Below are 21,778 nucleotides of genomic sequence, written 5' to 3'. Positions count from 1 at the left end.
TACTCACCTTCATGCGTCTGCTGCACACTTCCGACTGGCATCTCGGCCAATCCCTGCATAATTTCGAGCGTAGCTACGAGCACCAGCGCTTCCTGGACTGGCTGCTGGACACCCTCGTCCAAGAACAGGCGGACGCGCTGCTGATCGCCGGCGACATCTTCGACAACGCCAATCCGTCGGCGGCGTCGCAGAAGCAGTTGTACCGATTCCTGCAGCAGGCCAGGGAGCGCCTGCCGCATCTGAACCTGGTGGTCATCGCCGGCAACCACGATTCGCCGGGCCGGCTGGAAGCCCCGGGACCGCTGCTGGAAGCGCATGGCACACGCGTCATCGGCAGCGTGCAGCGCAAGGCCGATGGCGAGATCGACCTCGAACAACTGGTGCTGCCGCTGACAGGCCGCAGCGGCGCGGTGGAGGCGTGGTGCCTGGCCGTGCCTTTCCTGCGTCCCGGCGACGTGCCGCGCATCGCAGAGACGGAGGACGGCGCCGATCCCTATTTGGCGGGCATCGCCCTGCTCTACCGGCAGGCGCTGGAACTGGCGCTGAGCAAGCGCGCGGACGGCCAGGCCATCCTGGCGATGGGCCACTGCCACATGGTCGACGGCCAGATGTCCAACGATTCGGAACGCCGCATCGTCATCGGCGGCACCGAGATGCTGCCGGCGGGGATCTTCGACCCGGCCATCGTCTACGCGGCGCTGGGCCACCTGCATCTGGCGCAGCGCGTGGGCAAGAAGGAGCACATACGCTACTGCGGCAGTCCGATTCCGTTGTCGTTTGCGGAGGTGGGCTATCAGCACCAGGTACTGCGCATCGATATCGACGGCGCGGACGTGCGCGAGATCGTTTCGCTGCCGGTGCCGCGCGCGGTCGAGCTGCTGCGCGTTCCCGCCAAACCGGCGCCGCTGGCGCAGGTGCTGGAAGAACTGGCGGCGCTGGACCTGGCGCCGGCGGAACCCGAACAGCAGCCCTTCCTTGAAGTGCGGGTGCTGCTGGACGCTCCGGAGCCAGGCCTGCGCACGCGCGTCGAGGCGGCGCTGGACGGCAAGCCGGTGCGGCTGGCCAAGATCGAAACCTCCAGCGCAGCGCGCAGCGCGTCCATCGACGACGACGTGATGACGCTGGACCAGCTGGAGCAGCTCAAGCCGGACGACATCTTCCGCCAGCTGTACCGGCAGCGCTTCGACAACGACGCGCCGCCCGAGCAGTTAAGCGCCTTCGCGGAACTCATGCTGACGCCGGGGCAGCCATGAGAATCCTGAGAATCGGTGGTAAGAACCTGGCCTCGCTGGCGGGCGAATTCGGCGTGGACTTCGAGCAGGAGCCGCTGGCGTCCACCGGCCTGTTCGCAATCAGCGGGCCGACCGGCGCCGGCAAGAGCACGCTGCTCGATGCTCTCTGCCTTGCGCTGTACGACGCCACGCCGCGCCTGTTGAAGGTTGCGGGCCGCAGCTATCTGTCCGATGTGGGCGCGGAGACCGTATCCACCCAGGACACGCGCACGCTGCTGCGTCGCGGCACGGCGGAAGGTTATGCGGAGGTCGATTTCGTCGGCAACGACGGCGCGTCCTACCGCGCCCGTTGGAGCGTGCGCCGTTCGCGCACCAAGGTCGAAGGCGCGTTGCAGCCGACCGCGATGACGCTGCACCTGCTGCCGGCCCTGCAACCGATAGGCGGCACCAAGACCGAAGTCAAAGTGGAGATCGAGAAGCGCATCGGCCTGTCGTTCGAGCAGTTCACGCGGGCCGTTCTGCTGGCGCAGAACGAGTTCTCGGCCTTCCTCAAATCCGAGGACAACGAGCGCGGCGAACTGCTGGAGACGCTGACCGGCAGTACCGTCTACACCGAGATTTCGATGCGGGCCTTCGAGCGCGCCAAGCTGGAACAGGCGGCCTTGCAGAACCTGAACGCCCGCCTGGCCGACCAGAAGCCGCTGAGCCTTGAGCAGCGCGGCGAGCTGGAAACGCAAAGCGCCGCCGCAGCGGCCGCGTTGCAGGCGCTGGAGCAGCACAAGGCGGAGCTGGAGCAGGAACTGCGCTGGCACAAGCAGGCCGAGAAGCTGGCCGAGGACGAACAACTGGCGCAGCAAGCCAGCCAGGCCGCCATCGCCGATGTGGAGGCGGCCGCGCCACGCCGCACCGCGTTGGCAGGCATCGCCGCCGTGCAGCCGGCGCGTCCGCTGGCCGAAGATATCCGCCGCATCGCTGCCGACATCGCCGCCACGCAGGCCACCATCACGGCCGGTACGCAGGATGCGGCCATGGCGGCGCAGGCATTGGAACTCGCTATGACGGCGCAGGCGCAGGCAGCGACGCAGGTGCGGGAAGCGGAATCCGCCCAGCGCACCGCCGCACCGCGACTGGATCAGGCCAAGGCGCTGGACGCCCGCATCGAAGCCATGCTGCCCGCCTATCGCCAAGCCGCCGCCGCGTGCGAGCTGGCCGACCAGGCCGACGCCGTCGCCCGCGCCGCGCTGCAAGAGCGTCAGGACGAGCGCAAACGCCTCGGTGCGCAGCATGAAGCCGGCGTCGCCTGGCTGGCGCAGCACAAGCAATGGCAAACGATGGCGCAATCGTGGGAGCGCTGGGATGTGCTGTTCGTGCAGGCCGGCCAAGCCGCCGCGCAAGCCGAGAAGCTCAACACCGCACTGGCCCGCGTCCAGCGCAACGCGAATGCGCACCGCGACGACGAGGCGGAGGCCAGCGCCAAGCTGGCCGCATCCGGCGCCGCGCTGCAAACGCTGGAAGCGCAGCGCCAGGAAGCGGTGCGCGTGCTGGCGGCCCTTCCGGCCGAGCAGTTGCAGGCATCGCGCCGCGATCTGGAGCAGCGTCGCGATCAGTTGGCTACAACTGAAAAACTCTGGATCGAGCTCGATGCGCGCCAGAGCCGCCATGCACATATCGAAACCCAGTCCGCGCAGCTGCGGCAGGCCGTGGCTGCGGCCGAGTTGCAGTTGCAGGCGGCCCAGCAGGAAGGCGTCGGCATCCTGGCGACCTTCTCGCAGGCCGAACGTTCGCTGAAGCTGGCGGAAGCCGCTTGCGCCAAGAACGTGGAAACGCTGCGGGCCGCGCTGGAAGACGGTACGCCCTGCCCGGTCTGCGGATCGCAGGAGCATCCGTACCGGCAGGACGACGGCGGCTTGCACGCGTTGCTGGCCGAGTTGCAGGCCGACGTCGCCGCTTGCCGGCAGCGGATGGAGGCCAACGTCAATCGCCAGGCTGCGCAGCGCGCCACCGAGCAGGCTAGCCTGGAACAACTGAACGCGCTGGCCGCCGAGGGCCGTACGGTAGCGCAGGCGCTGGAACGCGTCGCCGCTGCGTGGCAATCGGCATCGCTGCCGTCGGCGCTGCCGCCCGAGCCGGAGCGCACCGGCTGGTTCGTCGACCAACTGGAACAGGTGCGCGATGCGCTGCACTCCATCGAGCGGCAGGAAGGAGCGCTGTACGCCGCCCGCATCGCCCGCGACCAGGCGCAATCGGCGTGCGATGTGGCGGCGGCCGAGCATACGCGTTTGCAAAGCGCGGCCTCGCACGCGCAGACCGCGCTGGCGCAAGCCAATGCTGAACACAAGGCGCTCGACGACCAGCGCATCGAAGTCGCGCTAACGCTGGGCGCCCTGCTTGCCGATCTGGACCCGGCCTTCAGTGGCGGCGACATGCCAAGCGAGGAGTGGAAGGACGACTGGAAGGCCGGCCCCGCGCGTTTCCACGAAGCCCGCCAGGCCGAAAGCAGGCAATGGCTGGCGCAGCGCGCAGCGCATGACGAACGCGCCGCCGTCATTGCCACCATCGATGTGGAAGTCAAGGCGCTGGGCGAGGCGCAGGCCAAGGCCGGCATGGACGCCGTCAACGCCCGCGTGGCCTACAGCAGCGCGGACGCCGCGCTCAAGGACATGCAGCAGCAGCGCATGGCGCTGTGGAACGGCAAGGAAGTGCGCGATATCGAAGCGGCGCTTATCGCCGCCATCGACGCGGCCAGGGAACGGTTGGCAGGGTTGCAGACTGCCGCGCAGCAGGCGGCCCAGGCTCGAGTTCGCGCAGACGAGGCGCTGGCCCAGGCCGCGCAACGGCTGGTGGCTCTGCACGGTGCGTCGTCCACGGCGGCGGCCGCGCTGTCGGATTGGGTCGCGGCCTTCCAGCAGCGCCAGCCCGATGCTGGCCTGCGCGATATCGATCACCTGCACCTGCTGCTGGCGCATTCGGCCGACGACATCGATGCCGAACGCGCCGCGCTGCTAACCATCGACCGCGCCGCCGACAACGCCGCCGCAGTGCTCAAGGAACGCCAGCGCCAACGCGAACAGCACCAGCTGTCCGCGCCTCCCGCCCGCAGCGAGGAGCCCGACGCCCAGTCGCCGATCGCCCTGCTGGCCGCCGCCCTGAACACGCTGATGGCCGAACGCAAAACCGCCCACGACACTGCCACCTCCCTGCAGCTCTCGCTGGCGCAGGACGACGCCAAACGCCGCCAATCGCAAGCCATGCTGGCCGAGATCGAGCGCCAGGAAGCAATCGAACAGCGCTGGGCGCGCATGAGCGACCTGATAGGCTCGGCCGACGGCAAGAAGTTCCGCAACTACGCCCAGCAGTTCACGCTGGACGTCCTGCTGGGTTATGCCAACGCCCACCTCAACCACCTCTCGCGCCGCTACCAGCTCGAACGCATCGACAACCCGGCCGCACCATCACTGGCGCTGCTGGTGCGCGACCAGGACATGGGCGGCGAGATGCGCTCGGTGCACTCGCTGTCCGGCGGCGAATCGTTCCTGGTCTCGCTGGCGCTGGCGCTGGGACTGGCCTCGCTGTCGTCCAACCGCGTGCGCGTGGAATCGCTGTTCATCGACGAAGGCTTCGGCAGCCTGGACGCCGAGACCCTGCGCGTGGCGATGGACGCGCTGGACGGCCTGCAAGCAATGGGCCGCAAAGTCGGCGTCATCTCGCACGTGCAGGAGATGACGGAGCGGATCGCCGTCAAAATATTGGTCCAGCCTTCAGCGGGCGGCAAGAGCACGGTCACAGTGCAGTAGAATAGTGCTTTATTGCCAATCCAGGTCGGCCCATGAAACTGCTGCTTCGTCTGTGCTTCTGCCTGTCCCTGACCATGCCGGTGGCGCACGCGGCGACCTGCGCCGCGCCGTTCAAGCAGGCGGACGGCTGGGAACTCGCCGCACCCGAAGCATCGGGCTTCAACGCCAATGCGCTGTGCGTCACGCTGACCGCGCTGGCGCAGGGCAAGGACAACATCCACGGCATCATCGTCGAACGCCACGGCAAGCTGGTGGCGGAGATGTACCGCAGCGGCAAGGACCACTCGATCCGGCGCGGGCTGGGCGTGTGGCCGCCGTTCGCGCCGACGGTGGAATTCGGCCCGGACACGCTGCACGACGTGCGCTCGATCGGCAAGAGCGTCATCAGCCTGCTGGTCGGCATCGAGAAGCAGCACGGCAAAATCGCCGCGCTCACCACGCCGGTGCTGGACTACTACCCCGAATACCACGACCTGCGCTCGCCGCAGCTGAACGCCATCCACCTCGAACACCTGCTGACCATGAGCGGCGGCTGGAAATGGGATGAAGGCGCGCAGCCCAACAACGAACTGCGCCTGTTCTGGAAGGCCGACCAGCTGCGCTACGTGCTGGAGCGCCCTGTGGTGGCGCCGCCCGGCACCGTCTGGAACTACAACGGCGGCGGCACCACCATCCTGGCCGATATCGTCACCCGCGTCAGCGGCCAGCCGTGGCTTGAGGTCGCGCGCAAGGAGCTGTTCGAACCGCTGGGCATCGTGCAGTGGGAATGGGTGACGGACCTGCGCGGCCGGCCGGCGCCGTTCGCCGGACTGCGCCTGCGTCCGCGCGACATGGCCAAGATCGGACGGCTGATGCTCAACCGCGGCCGCTGGAACGGCCAGCAGATCGTGGCCGAGGAATGGGTGGACGAATCACTCAAGCCGCGCCTGAGCGTGGGCTTCCGCAGTCCGGGTAATCAGCCGGACGAACTGCATTACGGCTATCAGTGGTGGGACGGCACGGCGGCCTGGCACGGCCGGCGCACGCCGTGGAGCGCCGCCTTCGGCAACGGCGGCCAGCGCATCTTCATCGTGCCGGAGCTGGACCTGACGGTGGTGATTACCGCCGGCGACTACGGGTCGGACGCGATGGGCGCGAAGGTCAACCAGCTGCTGCACACCTTGATCGCCACGGTCAGCGAGTAGTACGGTCCTTGCGTTCCATCTTCAGCATCTCCCACCCCAGTTCGCGGCGGATTTGCTCAGCATCCGGCGGTGGGCGCCGTTCCGCGATCTGCGTCTGCAACCACTGCCGCACTGATTCTTTGCTCGGTTGCTTCTTTTGGTCCATGGCCTTGCCTCTTTGGTGGAAGAACGATCCCTGAGACCTTCAACGCGGGCCAGACCCGCCAGTTGACCGGCAGGCGTCTGCGAATTTGCAACCATTTGCTACAGATTTGCTATCATTGAGACGAGCAGGAGGCAGCGCACACCACCATGAGCATAGGCGCCATAGCACCGAGTTCCGCCAGCCAGCCACCGGCGCGTGCAACGCCTCCGGTGCAGGTTGCGTCGTCGGCGACGCCTGCGGGGCCGGCCTCCGCGTCGACCGCTTCATCCCCCAACACCAATTTCTCCGGCAGCGATTCGGCCACCAACCTGACGCCGGAAGCGCTGGCCCTGGTCGCCCAGCTCAAAGCCCGCGACACCGAGGTGCGCCAGCACGAGCAGGCACACCTGGCCACCGCCGGCGGCCTGGCCACGTCCGGCGCCTCCTACACCTACCAGCGCGGCCCGAATGGCGTCGACTACGCCATCGGCGGCGAGGTGCATATCGATACATCGCCAGGCCGCACGCCACAGGAAACCATCGAACGCGCCCACACGATCCAGGCCGCGGCGCTGGCCCCGGCCGATCCCTCCGGCGCAGACCGCGCCGTGGCGGCCCAGGCGCAGCAGCTGGAACTGCAAGCCCGCGCCGAACTGGCGACGCAGCAGGTGGAACAGGCCACGGCGCGCACTCAGGGGTCGGCGCCTGTAGCAGGCGACGCCGCCAAGGTCCGGCGCACCTACGAAGTGGCGCCGCTGGTGCCGCCCAAGCTGGATATCTACGCCTGAATGTTAGAATCCCGCCTTTGCAAGCCACTCAAAGAGCAACCATGTTAAAAGCACCACGCACCCTGACCTTCAAATGCGCCAAATGCGCCAAAGCCGTGCAGGTCCGCCTGCAAAAAGTATCGGCCTGCTCGCACATCCAGCCTTACCTGGGTATTTGCGCCTGCGGCGAAGTCAAACACCACGCCATCGGCCAGAAAGACGCCGTCGCTTCCTACCTGGCAGCCCCGGAAGGCTGGACCCATCACCATTAATCTTTGCGGCACCCTCAAGAAATCGGCCGGGGGACCGTTATAGAAGTATTATCAAACCGAATCCGCTGGAACCTGCCATGTCTATCCTACCTGCTCTCGGCGCCCGCACCTTGCCGGCGTCCCTCTACGGCGCCAACCCGCTTAACGATGGCAAGACTGCCGGCACTTCCGCCGCCAGACAGGTGAAACCGGTCGATTCCTCGCCGATTTCACTGTCCAACGACGGCCTGGAAAAGCACGTGGCTTCGGTCGGCAATGCGACCATCGACTTCGCACAGGATTTCCTGGGCAGCTTCGCCAAATCGCTGTTCGGCGACGCCGCCAAGGGTGCGGTCATCGATTTCAACTCGGCCAGCCTGGATACCTCGTCCACCCTCGCCGTCGGCGTGGAGCACAGCTCCGGGCCTAAGGGCAGCAGCGACGCCGCCGCCTTCCAGCTGACCGACAGCTCGCACTTCATCGGCAAGGGCACGATCACCACCGCCGACGGCCGCAAATTCGATTTTGAAGTGGAAGTCCAGTACAACGCCGAATTGAGCGGCGCCGCAAGCCAGACCACGTCCACCAGCAGCGACAAGGCCAACGAAGCCGCCGCCAAGCGTCCGGTGGCGAGCAACGGCGCCAGCACCGAGAACCTGCCGACCGTGCAGGTGCCGAACATCGACTTCCCGGGCACGCTGGCCGACCTGTTCAAACTGATAGGCCGCGACCTGCAATCGGCGCTGTCGACCGGCGACAGCTCGGCAAGCCAGACCAGCGACGGCATCGACCGCAACACCCTGCGCAGCCTGTCGCTGCGCCTGCTCAACCTGGTCGACAGCAAGGACACCAACACCTACACCGCACCGACCGCCGCCGACAAGGCCAAGTCGATCGCCGACGCTTACGGTTCGCAGACCGCTGCGCCGGAGGCTGGCACCAGTGCTGGAACCAACGCCGGAACCAGCGCGACGCCCGCGCCGGCCGACGATCCGATCTCGCTCGCACCGGGCGCCAAAGACGCGACAAGCTAAGCGCCAAGTATAATAAGCACCGCAGCACCAAAAACGCCGGCAGGGATGGACACCATCCCCGGCGTTTTTTGTGTTGGTCCATTCAGCTTATTACACCTACCGATTGCCCCGACATGTCCGCACAAATCACCACCTCCCCTACGCCGCAACAGATCCACTGGGAGGAGAACGGCGTGCAGTGCGCCGCGCGCTGGCGCTCCGAAGCGGGCATGCCGCCGCCTAAGCGCGTCGTCATCGCCGACGACACCACCAATGCGGACGTAGCCTACCGCCTGGCCTGCGAAGGCACGGCGCTGCTGTGGCGCGGCGATTTCCAGAACGCCCGCCAACTGCTGCAAGCGCTGGCACGCCGCGCGGACCACAAGGGCAAGCCGTCGAAGAAAGCCAAGCCGGCCAAAGTGCCTGCAACGGCGACCGAAGCCTTCCACCTGCATCGCCAGGCGCAATCGCAGCGGGCGCGCACGCTGGCGATGCTGCTGATTCCATTCGACGCCGGCTACGAAATCCCGCTGCGCCGCGCGCCGGACGTGCAGCTGGCCTGCAACGAGGCATACGGCCGCTTCGAAGAACCGTTCATCGCCTCGCTGCGCGAGCTGCTTGGCCTGATCGGCGCGCACGAGTGGCGCCGCACCGGGGTGGAGATCCCGGCGCTGGACGCGCGCATCCACCCGCACTACGGCGTGTTCTCGCCGGTGCGCGGAGAGTATGTGGAACTGGTGGCGAATGCGCCGCTGCCTTCGGGCGTCAAGCTGGCCTATGACATCGGCGCCGGTACCGGCGTGCTGTCGGCGGTGCTGGCCAAGCGCGGCGTGGCGCGCATCGTCGCCACCGACCAGGATCAGCGGGCGTTGAGCTGCGCACGCGAGAACCTGGCGCGGCTGGACCTGGACGGCCAGGTCGAACTGCTGGAAGCGGACCTGTTCCCGGAAGGCCGCGCGCCGCTGGTGGTGTGTAATCCGCCGTGGGTGCCTGCGCGTCCGAGTTCGCCGATTGAATACGCGGTCTACGATCCGGACAGCCGCATGCTGCGCGGTTTCCTGGCCGGCCTGTCGGCCCACCTGACGCCGGGGGGCGAAGGCTGGCTGATTCTGTCGGACCTGGCCGAGCACCTGGGCCTGCGTCCACGCGAAGAGCTGATGGAATGGATCGCCGCCGCCGGCCTGAAAGTCATCGACCGCCAGGACGTGCGCCCTACCCATCCGCGCGCCGCCGACGCCACCGACCCGCTGCACGCCGCCCGCGCTGCCGAAGTCACGTCGCTGTGGCGCCTGGCCGCCAGCCAGGCTGGAAGCTGAGTTTAGCCCGGTGCGTCGAGCCGGGTGCCATCTTTGAACACGATGGCCTGGACTTCAAAGCTCAGCTTGATCTTGTCTGCCTCGGCATTCCACATTTTCATATGATCCGGCAAGAACTGATTAATCGTCATGCCGGCTCCCTTCTGCAAAATGCCTTGCCTGGCTTCGACGCCGTGGTCGTTGGACCAGGTGATGTCGATGATGCTGTCACCGAACATGTCGGTGAAATGAAGAATGCCCTTGAAGCCAGCGATGTCTTTGTCGCCCTTGTTGGTGAAGGCAAGGTCCATGAACACCACGCGTTGCTGAAATTCCCCGGTCGAGTTACGCTTCCCGATCAGCTTGACCGCCAGCATTTTCGCCAAGGCATCCTGCTGGGCCTTGCGCTCGGCTTCCGCTTTCTTGTTTAACTCCGCCGCTTTCGCTGCCTCGGCTTCCTCCTTCGCCTGCCACGCTTCCTGCTCTTTGATTGCCTGGCCGACCGTTACGCCGGCGGGCACCTCTTGCCCTGAGAGGATGGTCCGCCCGACGTAGCCCATGAGCTTGGCCCCTTCGTCGGCGGTAAGTTTCTTGCCCATTTCCTCTTTTTGCTCATCCGTCAGCTTCGCAACCTCGAAGTTATGGGGATTAGAACAACCCAGGAGCATGCACGCCGCAAGCGCCATCACGAACAGTTGTTTCACAAGACGAAATTCCACTACTGGCATCATTTTTTTCCTTTGTTATTGATAAAGCTGCAGGGAGTCTACCTATAGGCGACGGTCCAAAATACGTTCTTTGTAACAAATACACCGTATCCCCAAGCAACATGGCTGGACAGCGGCGTAGTGATGCGATAAACATAAGCATCACTTAAAAAATCCCGGAAAATATAAGTGGCTCTTATTTTGACCCTTGCGGAATGCAAAAGGCCTATGTATAATTCGGGCCTCAGACGCGGGGTGGAGCAGTCTGGCAGCTCGTCGGGCTCATAACCCGAAGGTCACAGGTTCAAATCCTGTCCCCGCAACCAGATCCGAAAAGCCGCTGATTCTTGCAAAAGAATCAGCGGCTTTTTACATTTGCGGCCATACCCAAGCCGTCACAAAACTGTCACAATCACTCCTTTTGGTTAGCCAGGGAGGCGTGTGTGAAGGATCAAGTTCAGGTATCAGCACAACAGGAGCAGGACGCTCCAGTCAATCCATCACGCCGCCGCATCTTCCAGGCCGCCGCCGCTACCGGCATGGCCGCTTCCCTGCCCTCGCTGGGCGAGGCCGCGACCGTCAAACCGGCCGCCGTCAAAGGCTCGCTGGACGCCAAGCTTCAAGCCCACGTCAAGAACGTGGTGGTGATCTACCTGGAAAACCGCAGCTTCAACAACCTGTTCGCCAACTTCCCCGGCACCGCCTGGCCTTTGTCGGCCGCCACCGCCGCCGCCTGCCAGCAGCGCGACCGCGACGGCTCCGTGCTGCCGGCGCTGCCGAAAGTTTGGGGCGGCATGGTGCCGAACACCCAGGACATCGGCGGCAAAAAATACGCGCTCAAGGAAGACGACGTCAAAGGCCTGCCGAACGCGCCGTTCAAACTGGTCGACACCGAAGGCAAGCCGCTGCCGGAAGCCGTGATCACGCGCGACCTGTGGCACCTGTTCTACCAGAACCAGATGCAGATCAACGCGGGCAAGAACGACGGCTTCGCGGCCTGGGGCAACACCGGCGGCATGGTCATGGGCTACTACGGCGAGACCAGCAAAAACCTCGGTCTGTGGAAGATCGCCGAACAGTACACGCTGTGCGATAACTTCTTCATGGCGGCCTTCGGCGGCTCCTACCTGAACCACCAGTTCCTGATCTCCGGCCGCACGCCCGAGTACTTCAACGCCAAGGACACCGCGGCCAAGAAGAAGATCGCGGTGCTGGACGACGGCCCTACCGGCTTCCGCCTGTCCGTGACCAAGGAAAGCCCCGCCTCGGCGATGGACGGCCAGCCGCACTTCGTCAACAACGGCGCCATCACGCCGGACGGCTACGCGGTCAACACCATGGCCCCGCCCTACCAGCCGAGCTACATCCGCCCCGCCTACGACGGCGATCCACTGCTGGCCGATCCGAACGACTCCGGCACCCTGCCGCCACAAAGCTACGACACCATCGGCGACCTGCTGTCGGCCAAGAAGGTCAGCTGGGCGTGGTACGGCGGCGCGTGGCAAGCCGCGCTGGATGCGCGCGGCGGCGGCGAGAAGCCCAACTTCCAGTACCACCACCAGCCGTTCAACTACTTCAAGCAGTTCGCTCCCGGCACCGCCGCACGCGCCGAGCACCTGCGCGACGGTGGCCTGGGCGACAGCCCGATCTCGAACAAGTTCATCGCCGACGCCATCGCCGGCAAGCTGCCCGCCGTGACGTTCTACAAACCGCAGGGTAATCTGAACCTGCACGCCGGCTACTCGGACATCGAGTCCGGTGACGCCCACATCGCCAACGTGATCGAGCACCTGAAGAAGTCCCCGCAGTGGAAGGACATGGTCGTAGTGATCACCTTCGACGAGAACGGCGGCTGGTGGGACCACGTGGCGCCGCCGAAGGGCGACCGCTGGGGTCCGGGCTCGCGCATTCCAGCCATCGTCATCTCGCCGTACGCGAAAAAAGGCCAGGTCGACCACACCTTCTACGACACCACGTCGATCATGCGCTTCATCACCCGCCTGCACGGCCTGCCGCTGCTGGAAGGCCTGAAGCTGCGCAACGACGCCTTCGCCGCCCGCAACGCGCTGCCGCCGGGCGACCTGACGGGAGCGCTGAGCTTCCGTTGAGTTTGGGCTTTGTGTTACACTTCGCCCCTAACTTACACTGAGCCCGACTGCTGCAGCCGGGCTTTTGTTTTTTTTCAGATGAGAGATAAAAAAGATAACGCTACGTTCGACCTGCCCGGCTTCAGCCCGGCCGCGCCGCTCGAACCGGAAGCAAAGCGTCCGCCGCCGCCACGCGGCAAGCGCGCCACACTCAAGCAAGTGCAACTGGAACTGCTCGAACCGACCGACACCTCCGGCCTGCCGGTCTGGGTGCGCGACGAAAACCTGGACCTCACCGGCTTGCCGGTGTGGGCGCCAAACTAATAACAACCCGATTATCACAGCGTCAGCGAGCCTGTTAGACTGTGACCACGTCCTTTTTGAACAGGTCTGACACCATGACATCCACCGCCTTTTCCAGCCTGCCGCTGGCCCCTACCCTGCTCGACAATCTCGATTCGCTCGGCTACAAAGAGATGACCACGATCCAGGCGCAAAGCTTGCCGTCGGTGCTGGAAGGCCGCGACCTGATCGCCCAGGCCAAGACCGGCAGCGGCAAGACCGCGGCCTTCGGCATCGGCATCCTGGCCAAGCTCAATCCCGCGTGGTTCGCCGTGCAGGCGCTGGTGCTGTGCCCGACCCGCGAACTGGCCGACCAGGTGGCCAATGAGCTGCGCCGCCTGGCGCGCGCCACCGGCAACGTCAAGGTGCTGGTGCTGACCGGCGGCTCGCCGATGCGTCCGCAGATCGCGTCGCTGGAACACGGCGCCCACATCGTGGTCGGCACGCCCGGCCGCGTGCGCGACCACCTGGGCCGCAACACGCTGGACCTGTCCAAGGTCGAAACGCTGGTGCTGGACGAAGCGGACCGCATGACCGACATGGGCTTCTACGACGAAATCGCCGGCATCGTCAGCGCCTGCCCTAAGCGTCGCCAGACCTTGCTGTTCTCGGCCACCTACCCGGACGACATCCGCCGCGCCACCGATTCCTTCCTGGTCGATCCAGTTGAAGTGACGGTCGAAGCGCAGCACGACAACAGCCAGATCGAACAGCTGTTCTTCGAAATCGGCTTCGACCAGCGCACTGCCGCCGTCGCGCGCCTGCTGGGCCACTACAAGCCGGTATCGGCCATCGCCTTCTGCAACACCAAGGTGCAGTGCCGCGAGCTGGTGGAAGAGCTGCAATCGAAGGGCTTCTCCGCGATGGCGCTGTATGGCGAACTGGAACAGAAGGAACGCGACGAGATCCTGGTGCTGTTCTCGAACCGCAGCTGCTCCGTGCTGGTGGCCACCGACGTCGCCGCGCGCGGCCTGGACATCCCGAATCTGGAAGCGGTGATCAACGTCGACGTGTCGAAGGACACCGAGGTGCACATCCACCGCATCGGCCGCACCGGCCGTGGCACGGAACAGGGCCTGGCCCTGTCGCTGTGCGCGCCGAACGAGAAGAAGTGGGTCAAGCTGATCGAGGAATACCAGCAATCCGAAGTCCAATGGTTCGACCTGAAAAGCCTGGACGACAACGAGTACGGCGTCGATCCTGCGCCGATGATGACGCTGGTGATCTCGGGCGGCAAAAAGGACAAGCTGCGTCCTGGCGACCTGCTGGGCGCACTGACCGGCGACGCAGGCCTCTCCAAGGAACAAGTCGGCAAGATCAACGTGTTCGAGTTCCAGACCTACGTGGCGATCGACCGCCGCGTGGCTTACGACGCCTTCGAACGCCTCAGCCGGAACAATCCGCTGGGCGGCGACTTCGGCGCCATCAAAGGCCGCAACTTCAAGATGCGCTTTATCGAATCCTGATGTCGTTCAACGGTGCGGCTGCTCGATATGCGGCAGCAGCACCGTGAGGATGCCCAGCAGCGGCAGGAACGAACACAGTTTGTACACATAGGCGATGCCGGCCACGTCGGCGATATGCCCCATGGCGGCGGCGCCGATGCCGCTCACGCCGAACATCAATCCAAAGAAGATCCCCGCAATCATGCCGACCTTGCCCGGCATGAGCTCCTGCGCGAACACCACGATGGCGGAGAACGCCGACGAAATAACAAAGCCAATCACCACCGACAGCACGGCCGTCCAGAACAGGCTTACGTAAGGCAGCATCAGCGTGAACGGCGCGGCGCCGAGTATCGATATCCAGATCACGCGCTTGCGGCCGATGCGGTCGCCGATAGGCCCGCCCATGAAGGTGCCAGCAGCCACCGCCGCCAAAAACAGGAACAGGTACATCTGCGCCGACGACACCGACAGGCCGAATTTATCGATCAGGTAGAAGGTGTAGTAGCTGCTCAAGCTGGACATGTAGATGTACTTGGAGAAGACCAGCAGCGCCAGCACCGCCAGTGCGCCATAAACGCGGCCTTTAGATAAGGGCGATACGGCATGTGCGGCGGCTTTGCGCGGCAACCCGGCCAGATGGGCGCTGTGCCAGCGGCTCACGCGCACCAGCACCAGGATCGCGGCCGCCACCAGCAGCGCGAACCAGGCGATATTGCCCTGCCCCCGGCCGATGATGATGGCCGCGGCCAGCAAGGGGCCGAGCGCCGAGCCGACATTGCCGCCGACCTGGAACAGCGATTGCGCAAAACCGAACCGCCCACCCGAGGCGATGCGCGCCACGCGCGAAGCCTCCGGGTGGAAGGTCGAAGAACCGACGCCGATCAGCGCTGCGGCCAGCAGCAAGGCCGGGAAGCTGGCGGCGACGGACATCATCAGCACGCCGATCAGCGTGGACACCATCCCCATCGGCAGCAGCCATGGCATGGGACGGCGGTCGGTGTACAGGCCTATCCACGGCTGCAACAGCGAGGCGGTGCACTGGAAGGTCAACGTGATCAAGCCCACCTGCGCGAACGTCAGGCCGAACTGCGCCTTCAGCATCGGGTAGATCGATGGCAGCATGGCTTGCGTCAGGTCGTTCAGCAGATGGACCAGCGCGACCGCGCCGAGAATGGAAATGACGGTGTCGCCGTGGGGACGGCTGGAAGCGGAGATAGTCGAGGTATTCATGCCGTCCAGTGTAATATGGCTAAAAATCCGATCTATTCCATATTTCGTCGAATAAGTGACATATGAAAGCCCTTAAACGCAGCAGCGACCACCGCGACTACCAGCGCGTGCCACGCGTCGTCACGGCCATGGCGCGGGACGAGGTGCATGGCGTGTCGGTGGCGCCGCACAGCCACGAACGCGCGCAGCTGCTGTATGCGACCGAGGGGCTGATGAAGGTGAAGACGGCCTTCGGCGTGTGGATACTGCCGCCGCGCCGGGCGCTGTTCATCCCGCCCGGCGTGGTGCACCAATGGACCTCCATGAGCCGCGTGACGATGCGGACCATCTACATCGAGGCCAAGGTGGCGCAGGCGTTCGGCGACAGCTGCCGCGTGATCGAAGTCAGCCCGCTGTTGCGGGAGTTGATCTTGTCGCTGCTGGATGAACCGATCGAATATCCGCTGCCGGGACGCGGCAAGCATCTGGCGATGCTGATCCTGTCCGAGCTGGCGGCGGCGGAGACGGTGCCGATAGCGATCCCCTGGCCACGCGACCGGCGCCTGCTGGCTGTGTGCGAGGGCATCGTCGACGATCCGGGCAGCCCGCGCACCATCGAGGACTGGGCCGCCGAAGCCGGCGCCAGTGCGCGCACGTTGATACGCCTGTTCCCGAAAGAGACAGGGCTGCATTACCGCCAGTGGGTGCAGCAGGTGCATCTGGCCGAAGCCTTCGGCCGGCTGGCACGCGGCGACAGCGTGGGCGAGATCGCGACGGCACTGGGTTACGCCAGTCCGAGCGCGTTCAGTGCGATGTTCCGTCGCATCCTCGGCAAGACGCCGCAGCACTATCTGAGCGGCTGGCGCGCGCCCTTGCAGAACGCAGGGACTTAGGCCGCCGCCAGCGCAAAGCGGAACACGGCACCGCGCTGCGGCACGCGCACCAGTTCGATGGTGCTGCCGTGCAGTTGCAGGATGCGGCTGACGATCAGCAGGCCCAAGCCCCCTTCCCTATGTTCGCCACGCAGCGCGAACGGACGGCGGAACAGCACGTCCTCCATGTCCGCCGGGATGCCTGGGCCGGTGTCGCCGACGGTGATGCGGACCTGTCCCTGCTCGTTGGCCTCCACCGCAATCTCCACCGTGCCGCCGGTGGGCGTGTGGCGGATGGCGTTGTCGAACAGATTGGTCAGCACGCGCTCGATCATGCCCAGGTCCGCGCTCACCATCGGCGCGGGGTGCGGCAGTACGGCATTCAGGTGCAGCAGCTTTTCCTCGGCCCGCAGTTCGAATTTCTGGAACACGTCCTGTATCAGATCGCTGAGCGAGAAGGCTTCGATCTCGGGCGCCACCGCGCCGTGTTCAAGGCGGGCCAGTTCGAACAAGGCCTGCGCCAGGCGGCCCACCTTGCGGCTCTGCGCCAGCGCGATGCCGAGATAGTGCTGGCGGCCCGCCGCGTCCAGCGTCTCATCCTTCAGCGACAGCGTCTCCAGATAGCCGTGCAGTGAGCCCAGCGGCGTGCGCAGGTCGTGCGAAATGTTCGCCACCACTTCGCGGCGCTCGTGGTCCAGCTGGCGCACGGTTTGCCATTGCTCGTTGATGCGCTCCGCCATCTCGCTGTAGGTGCGCTCCAGGATGGCGATTTCGTCGCGGCGGCCGCCGGCGTTGGGCGGCGGCAGCAGCAGTTGTTCGGCCTTGGTGTCCAGCTGGCCCATGGTCGCGGCAAGGCGATTCAACGGCCGCGTGATCAGACGGAAGGCGACCAGGCCGGCCAGCAGGCCAAGCAGCGCCACCACCGCCATCGACCACAGGGTCGTGCGCAGCGCCGAGCTGGCGGTAGCGCGTGCGGCGAGGCGGTCGTGCTCTTCGCTTTGCAGGATCACGTAGATGTAGCCGACCTTGCGTTCGTCCATGCGCAGCACGGCAGCGCTGAAGACCTTGCGGCCGCTGTCGCTGCGGGGATCGTCGCCCTGGATCGGCAAGGGCTGGTTGTCCAGCAGGCGGCGGATGGGGTCGAGGTTCACGCGGTCCCGCTTCAGGTGGCCGGCCGGCGCGGCGTGGCCGACGATGCGGCCTTCCATGTCCAGCAGGTAGACCTCGACGTTGGGATTGACCACCATCAGCTGGCCGAACAGGCGGCGCACGGCTTCGGGGCCGAGGCCTTCGCTTGCGGGGGCGCCGGTTGGCGCGGGATCGCTGTCGGCGTGCATCAGCTGTGCGTCGAGCGCGATGCTGCGCGCCAGGCCGCGCGACAGGCCCTGCACCACTTCCTTCTCATGCATGATGTTGGCGCGGATCTGCAGCCAGGCGGAGGCGCCGCAGCAGGCCAGCAGCAGCACCGAAAACACCAGCGACAGGCGCTGCGAAAGGCTCAGGTTCATGCCGCAGGTGCGCCGTTGGCGAAGCGGTAGCCCTTGCCCCAGACGGTGAGGATGCGGGCCGGGTCGGCGGGATCGGCTTCGATCTTGGCGCGCAGGCGGTTGATGTGGGTGTTGACGGTGTGTTCGTAGCCGTCGTGCTGGTAGCCCCAGACCTGGTTGAGCAGGTCCAGCCGCGAGAACACTTTTTCCGGGTGCTTGACGAAGAAGTACAGCAGGTCGAATTCACGCGGCGTCAGGTCCAGCGGGCGGCCTTCGACCTGGGCCTGGCGGGTCAGCGGGTCGAGGCGGACGCCGTTCAGCTCAAGTGCGCCGGCTTCGTTGCGCTGGTTGCGAGCCATGGCGTCGGCGCGACGCAGCAGCGCCTTGACGCGGGCCACCAGCTCCAGCACCGAGAACGGTTTGACGAGGTAGTCGTCCGCGCCCAGCTCCAGGCCGAGGATGCGGTGCACTTCGCTGGAACGGGCGCTGGTGATGATGATGGGCGTGTAGGTCGCCATCGCGCGCGCCTGACGGCAGATCTCCAGTCCGTCCACGCCGGGCAGCATCAGGTCGAGGATCAGCGCATCCCAGCCGCCGGTGCGCAGTTGGGCCAGGCCCTGGTTGCCGTCGGCGCAGTGCGTGACCTGGTAGCCCTCGTCCTGCAAATGCAGGCGCAGCAGGTCGGCAATGGGCATATCATCCTCTACGATCAGGACGCGTTTTGGTAAATCCATAGTCTGTCGGGCCGGGTAAAAGTCGGAATGCCGCCATTGTGAGGGATTCCTGCGCAGGAAAGTATCACATTTAATTGAAGTTTACGTGAGGATTTCGTCAGCGCTTCGGGGCCAGAATGGCTGCATCGACATTTCACTTTACGGAGTTTGTATGACTTCCAGACGCAAATTTCTCTTCACTAGCGGCGCAGCCTTGGTGGCAAGCGCCGTGACTTTACGTTGGCATGCCGCGCATGCGGCACCGGCTGCAGCATGGGAAGTGACCCACACGGATGCGGAATGGCGTGCTTTGCTGTCGCCTGCGCAGTACGAGATTCTGCGGCGCGGCGGTACGGAACGGCCGTTCAGCAGCCCGTTCTACAAGGAGCACCGCACCGGGAAGTTCTTCTGCGCCGGATGCCAGAATCCGCTGTTCTCGTCTTCCACCAAGTTCGATAGCGGTACCGGCTGGCCCAGTTTCTGGAAGCCGCTGGAGCGCGGCGTCTACACCGCCCGCACCACATCGCTGGGGTTCCGTGGCGCGGAGGTGCAGTGCCGCCGCTGCGGGGGGCATCTGGGCGATGTGTTCGACGATGGCCCGGAACCGACCGGTCTGCGGTATTGCATCGACGGGTTGGCGCTGGTGTTCACGCCTGGCGCGGCTTAAGGGAGGGCGATCGCTATGCTGCTGATACTTCTTTCCTATCTAGGCGGGGCGCTGACGATACTCAGCCCTTGTATTTTGCCGGTGCTGCCGTTTGTGTTTACGCGCACGGGGCAGCCGTTTGTGCGCAGCGGCCTGCCGCTGCTGGCCGGGATGGCGCTGACCTTTGCGCTGGTGGCGACGCTGGCTGCCGTCGGCGGTGGCTGGGTGGTACAGGCTAACCAATATGGGCGCTGGGTCGCCGTGGCGTTGATGGCTTTCTTCGGCCTGACGCTGATGCTGCCGCATCTGGCGGACAGGCTGACCAAGCCACTGGTGGCGCTGGGCGACAAACTGTCGAACAAGGCGCAGCAGGCCGATGACTCGACTGGTGGCAGCGCGTGGTCGGGGACGCGGGCGTCCTTCCTGCTGGGGATTGCGACTGGCTTGTTGTGGGCGCCTTGCGCGGGACCGGTTCTGGGCCTGGTGCTGACCGGAGCGGCGTTGAACGGGGCCAGTGCGGAGACTACGCTGCTGCTGTTGGCGTATGCGGCAGGTGCAGCGACTTCGCTGGGACTGGCGCTGCTCATCGGCGGTAAAGTCTTCACTGCGATGAAGCGCTCGCTGGGCGCGGGCGAATGGGTACGGCGCGGATTGGGCGTGGCGATGCTCGGCGGCGTGGCGGCGATTGCGAGCGGACTGGATACGGGATTGCTAACGAAGGTGTCCACGGTCGCTACGGCGGGGCTGGAGCAGAAGCTGATCGACAAGCTGTCGCCTCGCCCTCCGCAAGATGGCGCGATGATGTCGCGGACGGCGATGACGGGCAATGGCCCTGCCATGACAGCCATGCATGCCGTGGCAACCGGCGGCAGCACGCTGCCAGTGGAAGGCAAACTGACGCAGCTGACCGGCGCGGTCGAATGGCTGAACTCCACTCCACTCACCGCCGAGCAGTTGAAAGGCAAAGTGGTGCTGGTCGATTTCTGGACCTACTCCTGCATCAACTGCCTGCGCACCATGCCATACGTGAAAGCCTGGGCGGAAAAATACCGCGACCAGGGCTTGGTGGTGATCGGCGTGCACGCTCCCGAATTCGCTTTCGAACGCGATATCGGCAACGTGCGCAAGGCGATCAAGGACCTCGGCATCACCTACCCTGTCGCGGTCGATAACAACTTCGCCATCTGGCGCTCGTTCGGCAACCAGTACTGGCCCGCGCACTACTTCATCGACGCCAAGGGCCAGATCCGTCACCACCACTTCGGCGAAGGCGAATACGCCCAATCTGAACAGGTGATCCAGCAGCTGCTGGAAGAAGCGGGCCACAAGGATGTCGCCAACAGCGTGGTCAGCGCGGAAGACGCCAAGGGCGTGCAGCAGGCCGCCGACATGGGACAAGTGGCCTCACCGGAAACCTATCTGGGCTACGAACGCGCACAGAACTTCGCCTCGCCGGAAAGCCAGGCCGCGGACCAGGCCCGCAGCTACACCGCGCCTGCCAAACCATCGCTGAACCAATGGGGCCTGGCGGGCAGCTGGTTGTCGCAGCCGGACCAGGTGACGCTGAACCAAGGCACCGGCCGCATCGTCTACCGCTTCCACGCTCGCGACCTGCATCTGGTGCTCGGCCCCGGCAAGGACGGCAAACCGGTACGCTTCCGCGTGACGATAGACGGCGCTGCGCCGGGCGCCAACCACGGCACCGACGTAGCCGCCGACGGCAGCGGCACCATCACCGGCCAGCGTTTGTATCAGCTGGTGCGGCAGTCCGGCAGCATCGGCGACCGCACCTTCAGCATTGAATTCCTCGATCCCGGCGTACAAGCCTACGCCTTTACCTTTGGTTGAAATGGAGAGCGAACTATGAACAGCATACTGAAAAACTGGGGCGGCCCGGCCGCATTGGTCAGCGCAGCGATCTTCGGCGTGGCTTTGTGGCAGCAGCCGGCGGAATCGGCGGAAGTCGCGGTGGTGATCGCGCCGCCGGCCGTCGACGAGCCGGCAGGCAGCGAGCACGCGGCCACCGCCATCTTTGCCGGCGGCTGCTTCTGGGGCGTGCAGGGCGTGTTCCAGCACGTGAAGGGCGTGAGCAATGCGGTCTCCGGCTATGCCGGCGGCGACGGCCGCAGCGCCAGCTACGAAGCCGTCAGCGGCGGCGACACCGGCCACGCGGAGAGCGTGAAGATCACCTACGATCCGGCGCAGATCAGCTACGGCAAGCTGCTGCAGATCTTCTTCTCGGTGGCGCATAATCCGACGGAGCTGAACCGCCAGGGACCGGACAGCGGCACGCAGTACCGCTCCGCGATCTTCCCGCAAACGCCGGTGCAGCGCAGCGTGGCGGAAAAATACATCGCCCAGCTGGATGCCTCGCGCGCGTTCAAGAAGCCGCTGGCGACCAAGATCGAAATGAACAAGGCCTTCTACCCGGCCGAGACCTATCACCAGAACTACCTGACGCTGCACCCCAGCGATCCCTACATCGCCTTCAACGACCTGCCCAAGGTCGAGAACCTGAAACGTATCGCGCCGGATGTCTATCGCGCCGATCCGGTGCTGGTGCGTAAAGGGTTGTAGTGCATGCCTGTAGTACAATTACAGGAAACT

The 21,778-nt window shown here is 65.3% G+C and carries 19 protein-coding genes and 1 tRNA gene; 15 read left to right on the top strand and 5 right to left on the bottom strand.

Going from position 1 to position 21,778, the window contains the following annotated elements:
- Nucleotides 1-11: 11 nt before the first annotated feature.
- Genes GEV01_RS08950 through GEV01_RS08940 form a run of 3 tightly spaced genes read left to right on the top strand, consistent with a single transcriptional unit; the run spans nucleotide 12 to nucleotide 6,210 of the window.
- Nucleotides 12-1,253 (top strand): exonuclease SbcCD subunit D C-terminal domain-containing protein, encoded by a 1,242-nt coding sequence (locus GEV01_RS08950; protein WP_152803500.1) that lies wholly within the window; start codon nucleotides 12-14, stop codon nucleotides 1,251-1,253.
- Complete coding sequence (locus tag GEV01_RS08945) at nucleotides 1,250-5,026, top strand: AAA family ATPase (RefSeq protein WP_152803498.1); 3,777 nt, start codon at nucleotides 1,250-1,252, stop codon at nucleotides 5,024-5,026. Before GEV01_RS08950 ends, GEV01_RS08945 begins: the two co-directional genes overlap by 4 nt.
- A gap of 32 nt (nucleotides 5,027-5,058) precedes the next feature.
- The gene (locus tag GEV01_RS08940; protein ID WP_152803496.1) at nucleotides 5,059-6,210 is read left to right on the top strand and encodes a serine hydrolase domain-containing protein; all 1,152 of its coding nucleotides are present in this window, start codon (nucleotides 5,059-5,061) and stop codon (nucleotides 6,208-6,210) included.
- Here the strand turns inward: GEV01_RS08940 and GEV01_RS30740 are convergent.
- Entirely contained in the window at nucleotides 6,200-6,355 is a 156-nt protein-coding gene (locus tag GEV01_RS30740) for a hypothetical protein (protein ID WP_175022989.1), read from the bottom strand. The two genes, GEV01_RS08940 and GEV01_RS30740, sit on opposite strands and share 11 nt — an antisense overlap.
- Before the next feature lie 146 nt (nucleotides 6,356-6,501).
- On the opposite strand from GEV01_RS30740, the gene GEV01_RS08935 reads away from it, so the two are divergent.
- The 4 genes from GEV01_RS08935 to GEV01_RS08920 all read left to right on the top strand — a co-directional run bounded on the left by GEV01_RS08935 (nucleotide 6,502) and on the right by GEV01_RS08920 (nucleotide 9,681).
- Nucleotides 6,502-7,122, top strand: a complete 621-nt coding sequence (locus tag GEV01_RS08935) for a putative metalloprotease CJM1_0395 family protein (RefSeq protein WP_152803494.1) — start codon at nucleotides 6,502-6,504, stop codon at nucleotides 7,120-7,122.
- 41 nt (nucleotides 7,123-7,163) lie between these two features.
- Nucleotides 7,164-7,373, top strand: a complete 210-nt coding sequence (locus tag GEV01_RS08930; protein ID WP_008449977.1) for a hypothetical protein — start codon at nucleotides 7,164-7,166, stop codon at nucleotides 7,371-7,373.
- A 77-nt stretch (nucleotides 7,374-7,450) separates the two neighbouring features.
- Nucleotides 7,451-8,386 carry a hypothetical protein gene (locus GEV01_RS08925; protein ID WP_152803492.1) on the top strand — a complete coding sequence of 312 codons (936 nt, stop codon included), beginning with the start codon at nucleotides 7,451-7,453 and terminating at the stop codon, nucleotides 8,384-8,386.
- Between the two features lie 113 nt (nucleotides 8,387-8,499).
- Complete coding sequence (locus GEV01_RS08920; protein ID WP_152803490.1) at nucleotides 8,500-9,681, top strand: methyltransferase; 1,182 nt, start codon at nucleotides 8,500-8,502, stop codon at nucleotides 9,679-9,681.
- 2 nt (nucleotides 9,682-9,683) lie between these two features.
- Here the strand turns inward: GEV01_RS08920 and GEV01_RS08915 are convergent, their stop codons facing one another.
- Nucleotides 9,684-10,391, bottom strand: coding sequence for a hypothetical protein (locus tag GEV01_RS08915; protein ID WP_152803488.1), 708 nt, complete (start codon nucleotides 10,389-10,391; stop codon nucleotides 9,684-9,686).
- A gap of 225 nt (nucleotides 10,392-10,616) precedes the next feature.
- Between GEV01_RS08915 and GEV01_RS08910 the strand changes: the two genes are divergently transcribed.
- The 4 genes from GEV01_RS08910 to dbpA all read left to right on the top strand — a co-directional run bounded on the left by GEV01_RS08910 (nucleotide 10,617) and on the right by dbpA (nucleotide 14,262).
- Nucleotides 10,617-10,693: transfer RNA gene (locus GEV01_RS08910), tRNA-Met, on the top strand.
- 117 nt (nucleotides 10,694-10,810) lie between these two features.
- Nucleotides 10,811-12,475, top strand: a complete 1,665-nt coding sequence (locus tag GEV01_RS08905) for an acid phosphatase (protein WP_328595466.1) — start codon at nucleotides 10,811-10,813, stop codon at nucleotides 12,473-12,475.
- A gap of 78 nt (nucleotides 12,476-12,553) precedes the next feature.
- Nucleotides 12,554-12,778, top strand: a complete 225-nt coding sequence (locus tag GEV01_RS08900) for a hypothetical protein (protein WP_008449983.1) — start codon at nucleotides 12,554-12,556, stop codon at nucleotides 12,776-12,778.
- Between the two features lie 74 nt (nucleotides 12,779-12,852).
- A complete protein-coding gene (gene dbpA, locus GEV01_RS08895) occupies nucleotides 12,853-14,262 on the top strand; it encodes an ATP-dependent RNA helicase DbpA (RefSeq protein ID WP_008449985.1) in 1,410 nt (469 codons plus the stop codon).
- Nucleotides 14,263-14,268: 6 nt separating this feature from the next.
- Here dbpA and GEV01_RS08890 read toward each other — a convergent pair whose 3' ends face one another.
- Nucleotides 14,269-15,474, bottom strand: a complete 1,206-nt coding sequence (locus tag GEV01_RS08890; protein WP_152803485.1) for an MFS transporter — start codon at nucleotides 15,472-15,474, stop codon at nucleotides 14,269-14,271.
- A gap of 62 nt (nucleotides 15,475-15,536) precedes the next feature.
- On the opposite strand from GEV01_RS08890, the gene GEV01_RS08885 reads away from it, so the two are divergent.
- Nucleotides 15,537-16,346, top strand: coding sequence for an AraC family transcriptional regulator (locus tag GEV01_RS08885; protein WP_152803483.1), 810 nt, complete (start codon nucleotides 15,537-15,539; stop codon nucleotides 16,344-16,346).
- On the opposite strand, the gene GEV01_RS08880 is transcribed toward GEV01_RS08885, so the two are convergent.
- Both GEV01_RS08880 and GEV01_RS08875 read right to left on the bottom strand, forming a co-directional pair.
- Nucleotides 16,343-17,833: a sensor histidine kinase gene (locus tag GEV01_RS08880; RefSeq protein ID WP_152803481.1), complete on the bottom strand. Its 1,491-nt coding sequence runs from the start codon at nucleotides 17,831-17,833 to the stop codon at nucleotides 16,343-16,345. The genes GEV01_RS08885 and GEV01_RS08880 overlap by 4 nt on opposite strands.
- On the bottom strand, nucleotides 17,830-18,546 hold the full coding sequence (locus GEV01_RS08875) for a response regulator transcription factor (protein WP_043481087.1): 717 nt from the start codon (nucleotides 18,544-18,546) through the stop codon (nucleotides 17,830-17,832). The genes GEV01_RS08880 and GEV01_RS08875 overlap by 4 nt, the downstream gene beginning before the upstream one ends.
- Before the next feature lie 151 nt (nucleotides 18,547-18,697).
- On the opposite strand from GEV01_RS08875, the gene msrB reads away from it, so the two are divergent.
- Genes msrB through msrA form a run of 3 tightly spaced genes read left to right on the top strand, consistent with a single transcriptional unit; the run spans nucleotide 18,698 to nucleotide 21,748 of the window.
- Nucleotides 18,698-19,192: a peptide-methionine (R)-S-oxide reductase MsrB gene (gene msrB, locus GEV01_RS08870; protein ID WP_152803479.1), complete on the top strand. Its 495-nt coding sequence runs from the start codon at nucleotides 18,698-18,700 to the stop codon at nucleotides 19,190-19,192.
- Between the two features lie 15 nt (nucleotides 19,193-19,207).
- Complete coding sequence (locus GEV01_RS08865; protein ID WP_152803477.1) at nucleotides 19,208-21,019, top strand: cytochrome c biogenesis protein DipZ; 1,812 nt, start codon at nucleotides 19,208-19,210, stop codon at nucleotides 21,017-21,019.
- A 15-nt stretch (nucleotides 21,020-21,034) separates the two neighbouring features.
- Nucleotides 21,035-21,748 (top strand): peptide-methionine (S)-S-oxide reductase MsrA, encoded by a 714-nt coding sequence (gene msrA / locus GEV01_RS08860; protein ID WP_152803475.1) that lies wholly within the window; start codon nucleotides 21,035-21,037, stop codon nucleotides 21,746-21,748.
- The last annotated feature ends 30 nt before the right edge of the window (nucleotides 21,749-21,778 follow it).

It is taken from the genome of Rugamonas rivuli (assembly GCF_009380165.1).
Lineage (GTDB): Bacteria > Pseudomonadota > Gammaproteobacteria > Burkholderiales > Burkholderiaceae_D > Rugamonas > Rugamonas rivuli.
This window is presented reverse-complemented; position numbering and strand designations above follow the sequence as displayed.